The organism is Sphingomonas sp. (genome assembly GCF_019749955.1).
Lineage (GTDB): Bacteria > Pseudomonadota > Alphaproteobacteria > Sphingomonadales > Sphingomonadaceae > Sphingomonas.
Genome location: NZ_JAIEPC010000111.1, coordinates 1 through 7683, shown reverse-complemented (window position 1 = coordinate 7683; position 7683 = coordinate 1). Strand labels below are relative to the sequence as shown.

Sequence of the window (7683 nt, the reverse complement as noted above, 5' to 3'; positions counted from 1 at the left end):
GCGAGCCATTGGCCGTCGGGGCTGAAGCGCGGGTTCGATTCGCTTTCGCCCTTGCGGCTGGTGATCTGGACGGTGCGGCTGCCATCCCAGCGCGTCATCCACAAATGCGTTTCCTGCTTGTCGGCGGCGACGTCGGTCGACTGCACGGCATAGGCGACCCAGGTGCCCGACGGATCGACCTGCGGATCGCGCACGCCCTTGATTCGCGCGATGTCATTGGAGGTTACGGGATGCGGCCCGGGCGCCGCGCTCGCCAGCATCCAGCCGCTCAACATCAGCACGGTCAGTCGTTTCATCATCTCGTCGCCCCCCATGGCCCAGCCCCGTTGGCGCGACTAGACCAGCCCGCGCGGTCGCTTGCAAACCGTAATCCTTGTGGGAGGGGTTGGCCCACTCCCCAAGTTGACGTCACGCCGTCGCGCGGAAACCGGACCTTAACCTTGATCGGCTAATCGTAGCACCATGAGCCCGAAGACGTGCCAAATCTGCTCACGCGATATCAGCAAGCCCTCCCTGGTGCGCTGTCAGGCGTCCGCGTGCCCGCTCAACAAGCCCACGCCGCCCGCCTCGCGCCAGACGCTCTTGGGCATCGTCGGTCTTGGTCTCGGCATCGTCGGCGCGATCGGTGCGGCGTCATGGCTGTTCGCGACGCCCGGCGCCAGCCGGACGAGCGTTGCGTCGCCGTTCAGCCGCGGGACCGTCAACAACTGGATCGATGGCTTGTGGCAGCCCAAGGCGCCCGATTCCAGTCCCAGCGTGCCGCAAGTCGCTGGCGCCGATTGGGGCGCCGCGACCCGGGTCGAAACATTTTCGTGCGAGGGTCGGCTTTCGGCCGCGCGATCGGTGATCTGCACCCACTGGGATCTCGCCACGGTCGATTATAATCTGGCGCTGGTCTATCGCCACGCGCTCAGCAGCGCGCGCGATCCCGGCGCGTTGCGGGCCGAGCAGGGCCGCTGGCTCGCGCGGCTTGATTCGATCGACGCGACGCCCGAAACGGTGATGGAACATTACCGCACACGGCTCGATCAACTGCAAGCCGCCAACCCCAAACTCGCCGCACAATAATCGCTTGCTTGAGTTACCAGGGCCTGTTCTGGCAAGGACAGGCTGCGCGCGATTGTTGCAGCGCAGCGGGGAATGCCGGTGCCGAATCAGAAAACCCAGATCGTGGTGGTGGGCGGCGGCGCCGGGGGCCTTGAGCTCGTCCGCAAGCTCGGCAGCCGTTATGGCCGCAAATACCACGACATCATCCTGATCGACCGCAACCTGACGCATATCTGGAAGCCGCTGCTGCATGAAGTCGCGGCGGGATCGCTCGACGCCAATCTCGACGAAGTCGGTTACGGCGGCCATGCCGTGCGCTGGGGGTATCGTTTTTTCAACGGCAGCATCGAAAGCATCGATCGCGCCGCCCGCACGATCACCACCGCGCCGATGCTCGACGATAGTGGTGAAGAGATCATCGGGCGGCACCAAATCCGCTATGATTATCTGGTGCTGGCGATTGGCGGCATTTCGAATGACTTCGGCGTCCCCGGCGTGCGCGAGCATGCGATGTTTCTGGAGGATCGCCCGCAGGCTGACCGTTTCCGCCAGAAATTGCTCAATGCGTGCCTGCGCACCAACCACGCTCACCAGACCGGCAATCCTGACGCGCGCGTGCGGGTGAGCATCGTGGGCGGCGGCGCGACCGGCGTCGAACTCGCGGCCGAGCTGTACAATGCGGCGAAAGCGCTGCGGCACTATGGGCTCGAAGTGTTCGACGAAACGAAGCTTGAAGTCTCGCTGATCGAAGCGGGCCCGCGTATCCTGCCCGCGCTCGACGAAACGCTCGCGGCGACCGCCAAGCACGAACTCGAAGTGCTCGGCGTGCGCGTGCTCGACAACACGCAGGTCGTCCGGCTCGAAGCGGGCGCAGTCCACACCGGCAGCGGCGAAGTGATCGCCGCCGATCTGATCGTCTGGGCCGCTGGCGTGAAGGGCGCCGATGCGATCGCGACGATGAGCGATCTCGAGCTTAACCGCGGCAATCAGGTGATTGTGCGCCCGACGCTTCAGTCGGTCACCGACGACCGCATCTATGCGCTCGGCGATTGCGCGTCATGCCTGCTGCCGGGCCGCGACAAGCCGATCCCGCCGCGCGCGCAATCGGCGCACCAGATGGCGAGCCTCGTCTTCACCAACCTCGTCCGCGCGCAAGCCGGTCAGCCGCTCAAGGATTTCGTCTATCAGGATCACGGCTCGCTGGTGTCGCTCAGCCGTTTTTCGACGGTCGGCAGCCTGATGGGCAATCTGGTCGGCGGGCGGATGTTCGTCGAGGGCTGGATTGCGCGGATGGTCTATACGTCGCTCTACCGCATGCACCTGATCGCGATCCACGGCTGGTGGCGCGGGACGGCGCTGATCGTGATCGGGCATGTCAACCAGATCGTTAGGCCGAAGCTGAAGCTGCACTGATACCGCATCGATAAGGCAGGTCTACACTCGCACCGTTCGTGCTGAGCTTGTCGAAGCACCGTTCTTCCTTCTTGCGGCAGTGGAAAAGAAGGACAGCCCTTCGACAAGCTCAGGGCAAACGGACTTGGGTTTCGGGGAACGAAAATGCCGGGGTTCGATTTCCCTCTCCACCGCGTTAAGACGCCGAGATGACCAACACCCCCCCCATCGCCCCCCTTCGCCCGCATTCGTTCACTGCCCACGGCCAGACGATCGACGATCCCTATGCCTGGCTGAAGGACCCCGGCTATCCTGAGGTTACCGACAAGGATGTGCTCGGCTATCTCGAAGCCGAGAATGCCTATTTCGAAGGCGTGATGGCGCCGCTCAAGCCGCTCACCGACCGGCTCTATGAAGAGATGAAGTCGCGGATCAAGGAAGACGACAGCTCGGTCCCGCAGAAGGACGGCGACTGGCTTTACTGGACCGCGTTCGAAACCGGTGGGCAGTATCGCAAATGGTGGCGCAAGCCCGTCGCGGGCGGCGACGATCAGCTCATCCTCGACGAACCGGCGCTGGCGGAGGGCAAGGAATATTTCCGCCTCGGTGCGCTGGCGGTCAGCAATGACGGGCGGCTGCTCGCCTATGCGATTGACGACAATGGCTCGGAGCGCTTCACCGTGCGCGTCAAGGACCTGACCACCGGCGAGCATTTCCCCGATGTCATCCCCGGCATGCTCTCCGAAATCGTGTGGGTCGCCGACGATAGCGGCTTTCTCTACGGCCTCGCGAATGAGCAATGGCGCACCGACAATGCGCGGCTGCACCGGCTCGGCACCGATCCCGAAAGCGATATCGAGCTGTTCAAGGAAGCCGATGAAGGCTTTCGCGTCGGCGTGTCGGAAACGAGCGACCGCGCGTGGCTGGTGATCGCGACCGGCGATCATGTGACGAGCGAAGTCTGGCTGCTCCCCGCCAACGACCCCCTCGCGCCGTTGAAGCTCGTCAGCGCGCGTGTGCCCGAGCGCGAATATGATGTCGACGCGCGCGAGGGCACGCTGTTCATCCACACCAACGACACGCACCCGAATTTCCGGCTGTGCACCGCAAGCATCGACGCGCCCGATGTGTGGGAAGAACGGATCGCCGCTTCGCCGCATTTCTACATGACCGGCATCAGCTGCTTCAAGAATTTCCTGATCGTCGACGGGCGCGAAGACGGGCTCGATCAGATCGAGATCCACGCCTACGACCCCGGCGTGGCGCCGCACCGCATCGTCTTCCCCGAAGCAAGCTATGACGCAGGCCTCGGCGACAATCCCGAATTTGACATGAGCGTGCTGCGGCTCGGCTATGAATCGATGGTCACCCCCGGCACCGTCTATGATTACGATGTCGCGTCGGGTGCCATGACCGTGCTGAAAGTGCAGGAAATCCCGAGTGGCTATGACGCGGCGAACTACGCCACCGATCGGCTGAAGATCACCGCGCGCGACGGCACGCAGGTTCCGGTGTCGATCGTCTATCCGAAGGATTTCCCCAAGGACGGCAGCCGCCCGCTGTTCCTCTATGCCTATGGCGCGTACGGCTATGCGATCCCGCCGGGTTTTTCGACCGGGCGGCTGAGCTTGCTCGATCGCGGATTCGCTTATGCGATCGCGCATATCCGCGGCGGCGATGATCTCGGCCAGCAATGGTATCTCGACGGCAAGCTCGAGAAGCGCACCAACACCTTCAACGATTTCGTCGATGTGGCGAAGGCGCTGGTCGAACAGGGCTGGACCAGCGCGGGCAAAATCGCGATCGCGGGCCGATCGGCCGGCGGCGAGCTGATGGGCGCTGTGGTCAACTCCGATCCCGAGCTGTGGGGCGCGGTGATCGCCGATGTGCCCTTCGTCGACGTGCTCAACACGATGATGGATGCCGATCTGCCGCTGACGCCCGGCGAATGGCCCGAATGGGGCAATCCGATCGACGACCCCAAGGCGTTCGACCTGATCCGCAGCTATTCGCCTTACGACAATGTGTCCGCACAGGCTTATCCGCCGATGTTCATTTCCGGCGGCCTCAACGATCCGCGCGTCACCTATTGGGAGCCCGCGAAATGGGCCGCCAAGCTCCGCGCGACCAAGACCGACGACAATGTGCTGCTCTTGAAGACCAACATGGGCGCGGGGCACGGCGGCAAGTCAGGCCGGTTCGAGAGTTTGCGCGAATCCGCGGAGGAGCATGCCTTTGTGCTCTGGCAATTGGGCGTGGAGGGATAATGTGCCCCGCTTCAGCCGCCGGATCACCGCGACTGACGCCGACATCGACGAGCTCGGCCATGTCAACAATGTCGTATGGGTGCGCTGGATTCAGGACATTGCCGTCGCACATTGGGAATCGGTCGCGCCGCCCGATCATCAGGCCAATCATGTCTGGGTGATCACCCGGCACGAAGTCGACTATCGCGGCAATGTGCGGCTCGGCGAGACGGTGACGGGCGAGACCTGGGTCCCGACCCCGCCCAACGGCGCGCGCTTCAATCGGCATGTGCGGTTCTTCGATGCAGGCGGTACGGTGAAGGTCGAGGCGATCACGACCTGGGCTCTGCTCGACCGCACCAGCGGGCGGCTGATGCGCGTGACGCCGGAGATCGCGGCGCCGTTTTTTCGGTAGCGTTGTAAGACATTAGCCCTTCCCGTTCGTGTCGAGCGAAGTCGAGACACCATGCGCGCCGCTTGTGGCCTGTTTCTCGACTTCGCTCGAAACGAACGGGTCAAGGTAAAATCAAAAGACTTCAGCCCGCCCGATCCAACCTGCGCCCCAATCCGACCAACAGATAGATCACCGGCGGCACGATCAGCGCCGACAGAATCACCTTCACAATCATCTGGCCGACCAGCAGCTCGAAGATCGGGAACACACCCCAAAAGGCGATCGTCACGAACAACAATGTGTCGACGATCTGGCTCAATATGCTCGCCACCCCCGCGCGCAGCCACAGCAAGCCGCCGTCGCCGCGCTGAAGCCACGAGAAGATCGTCACGTTGAGCGTCTGCGATATGCCGTAGGAGATAATCCCCCCCAGCCAGATGCGCGGGGTCGCGCCCATCATCAGCGCGAAGGCGTCACGCCGCGCGGGCTCCATGTCGGGCGAGGCGGGCGCGGCAAGCACCACCAGCGACAGCAGGATCGAAAAGATCAGCGGTACGAACCCATATTGCACCAGCCGGTTGGCGATTTGCCGCCCGTGCAGCTCGGCAACCGCGCTCGACACGATCACCAGCAGCAGGAAGGCAAAAATCCCCGCCTCAATCGCCAGCGGCCGCAGCCCGAACACCGGCCCCAGCGCCGACAGCGGCCCAAGCGACACCTGCTTGTTGCCGAGCACGCCCGCGATGCAGACCATACCGCCGTAAAAAATCGAATAAGCGAAGAGCGAGCGCGGGATCGCGGAGGTTGGCTGGTCCATAGCCGTTGCTAGCGCGAATTTGCGCGGTGGCAAATGCTCTAGCCCATCTGCGCCGCCCGTGTATGTTGCCGTGCAACAGGGGACCAACCACCATATGAACCGTTTCGCGATCGGCATTGCCGGGATCATTGTCATTCTCGGGCTTGCCGTGCTCTTGTCGAGCAACCGCCGCGCGATCCGGCTGCGCGTCGTCGGCGCGGCGTTTGCGTTGCAGGCAGCGGTCGCGGTGCTGGTCCTCTATGTCCCGGCCGGGCGCGCCGGCGTGCAGGCAATGTCGAACGGCGTGGTCAAGCTGCTCGATTACTCGAAAGAAGGGTCGAAGATCATTTTCGGGGCCGAACTTGTCGCGTCGCCCTATGGCGCGGGTTTTGCGATTTCGGCGCTCCCCGCCGTGGTGTTCTTTGCCGCGCTGATCGCGATTCTATATTATTACGGGGTGATGCAGTTCATCGTGAAGTGGATCGGTGGCGCGATCCGACTGGTGACGGGGGTGAGCCGGGTCGAATCGCTGGGCGCAGCGGCCAATATCTTTGTCGGGCAAAGCGAGTCCCCGCTCGTCATCCGCCCTTATTTGTCGGCAATGACCGCGTCGCAGATTTTTGCGGTGATGACGGTCGGGCTGGCCGGCGTGGCAGGCACGATTCTGGTGCTCTATTATCAAGTGCTCGGGCCGCTGGGGCCTCAATTATTGCCCTATCTGGTCGCCGCCAGTTTCATGTCGGCGCCGGGCGGTATTTTGATGGCCAAGATCATCATGCCCGATGATCCCGATCATGTCGCGGAAGAGCCCGTGATCGAAGGGCCGATCACCTTTGGCGAGGAACGGCCCGTCAACATCTTCATGGCCGCCGCCGATGGCGCGCAGACGGGGGTCAAGCTGGCGGTGGCGGTTGCTGCGATGGTGCTGGCGTTTACCGCGCTGGTCGCGCTGGCCAATGGCCTGTTGGGCGGAGCAGGAGCGTGGGTGGGCTATCCCGACATCACGTTTCAACGCCTGCTCGGCTATGTCTTTGCCCCGCTCATGTTTTTGCTCGGCGTCCCTTGGAAAGAAGCGCTGCAGGCAGGCGGGCTGTTCGGGACCAAGATCGTGCTGAACGAGGTCGTCGCGTTTATTCAGCTGGGGCAGGAGTTCAAGTCGCTCTCGGCGCACACGATCGCGATTGTCACTTTCTCGCTGTGCGGCTTTGCCAATTTCCTGTCGATTGCCATTCAGATTGCGGTCACTGGCGGGCTTGCGCCCAATCAACGACCGGTGATCGCACGGCTTGGACTGCGCGCGCTGGCGGCGGCCAGCCTGTCGAACCTGATGTCCGCCGCGCTCGCCGGATTGCTGATCAGTTAGCGCAGGCGACCAAAAACCGCTTGAAGCTGACGCAGCGTCAACCGCTACAAGCGGGGTATGACGCAGATCATCGACATTGCCGAGGTTGCCCGCACCACCGGCCTATCCGCACGCGCGCTCCGATTCTATGAGGCGCGCGGGCTGGTAAAGCCGCTCCGCACCGGCTCGGGCCGCCGCTGCTATGGCGCAGGCGAGCTTGAGCGGCTGCATCAGCTCGTCGCGCTCAAGCGCGCGGGGCTGAGCCTGCAGCAGATCAAGGCGCTGTTCGACAAAAAGCCCATCGACCTGCGCCAGCTGGTCGCCCTGCAACTCGACACGCTGAATGACCAGGCGCGCGCGCTTTCCGAAGCACGCACGATCCTGCGCACCACCTTGTCCCGAATCGATCGCGGCGAGCCGATCGATGCCGCGACCTTCTGCTCGCTGATCAGGACAGGAGACGTGA

General features: G+C 63.4%; 7 protein-coding genes and 1 pseudogene. 6 read left to right on the top strand and 2 right to left on the bottom strand.

Annotated elements, in window-relative coordinates:
* Window positions 1-296 (bottom strand): annotated as a pseudogene (locus tag K2W81_RS15730) (hypothetical protein); the annotation flags it as partial.
* A gap of 166 nt (window positions 297-462) precedes the next feature.
* Between K2W81_RS15730 and K2W81_RS15725 the strand changes: the two are divergent.
* The 4 genes from K2W81_RS15725 (at window position 463) to K2W81_RS15710 (ending at window position 5100) form a co-directional block, all read left to right on the top strand.
* Window positions 463-1068: a hypothetical protein gene (locus tag K2W81_RS15725; protein WP_294106254.1), complete on the top strand. Its 606-nt coding sequence runs from the start codon at window positions 463-465 to the stop codon at window positions 1066-1068.
* 78 nt (window positions 1069-1146) lie between these two features.
* The gene (locus K2W81_RS15720) at window positions 1147-2460 is read left to right on the top strand and encodes an NAD(P)/FAD-dependent oxidoreductase (protein WP_294106251.1); all 1314 of its coding nucleotides are present in this window, start codon (window positions 1147-1149) and stop codon (window positions 2458-2460) included.
* 188 nt (window positions 2461-2648) lie between these two features.
* Complete coding sequence (locus tag K2W81_RS15715) at window positions 2649-4706, top strand: S9 family peptidase (protein WP_294106249.1); 2058 nt, start codon at window positions 2649-2651, stop codon at window positions 4704-4706.
* A gap of 1 nt (window position 4707) precedes the next feature.
* The gene (locus K2W81_RS15710) at window positions 4708-5100 is read left to right on the top strand and encodes a thioesterase family protein (RefSeq protein ID WP_294106246.1); all 393 of its coding nucleotides are present in this window, start codon (window positions 4708-4710) and stop codon (window positions 5098-5100) included.
* 121 nt (window positions 5101-5221) lie between these two features.
* On the opposite strand, the gene K2W81_RS15705 is transcribed toward K2W81_RS15710, so the two are convergent.
* On the bottom strand, window positions 5222-5896 hold the full coding sequence (locus K2W81_RS15705; protein WP_294106243.1) for a queuosine precursor transporter: 675 nt from the start codon (window positions 5894-5896) through the stop codon (window positions 5222-5224).
* Between the two features lie 94 nt (window positions 5897-5990).
* Here K2W81_RS15705 and K2W81_RS15700 point away from each other — a divergent pair, with 94 nt between their 5' ends.
* Together K2W81_RS15700 and K2W81_RS15695 are read left to right on the top strand one after the other, a co-directional pair.
* Window positions 5991-7238, top strand: a complete 1248-nt coding sequence (locus tag K2W81_RS15700; RefSeq protein ID WP_294106240.1) for a nucleoside transporter C-terminal domain-containing protein — start codon at window positions 5991-5993, stop codon at window positions 7236-7238.
* 57 nt (window positions 7239-7295) lie between these two features.
* The coding region (locus tag K2W81_RS15695) for a MerR family transcriptional regulator (RefSeq protein ID WP_294106237.1) at window positions 7296-7683 on the top strand (388 nt) is incomplete at its 3' end.

Bases quoted from the DNA above. Each gene is read 5' to 3' on its own strand.
- K2W81_RS15715 (WP_294106249.1), top strand. From the start codon at position 2,649: ATGACCAACACCCCCCCCATCGCCCCCCTTCGCCCGCATTCGTTCACT.
- K2W81_RS15725 (WP_294106254.1), top strand. From the start codon at position 463: ATGAGCCCGAAGACGTGCCAAATCTGCTCACGCGATATCAGCAAGCCC.
- K2W81_RS15705 (WP_294106243.1), bottom strand. From the start codon at position 5,896: ATGGACCAGCCAACCTCCGCGATCCCGCGCTCGCTCTTCGCTTATTCG.
- K2W81_RS15700 (WP_294106240.1), top strand. From the start codon at position 5,991: ATGAACCGTTTCGCGATCGGCATTGCCGGGATCATTGTCATTCTCGGG.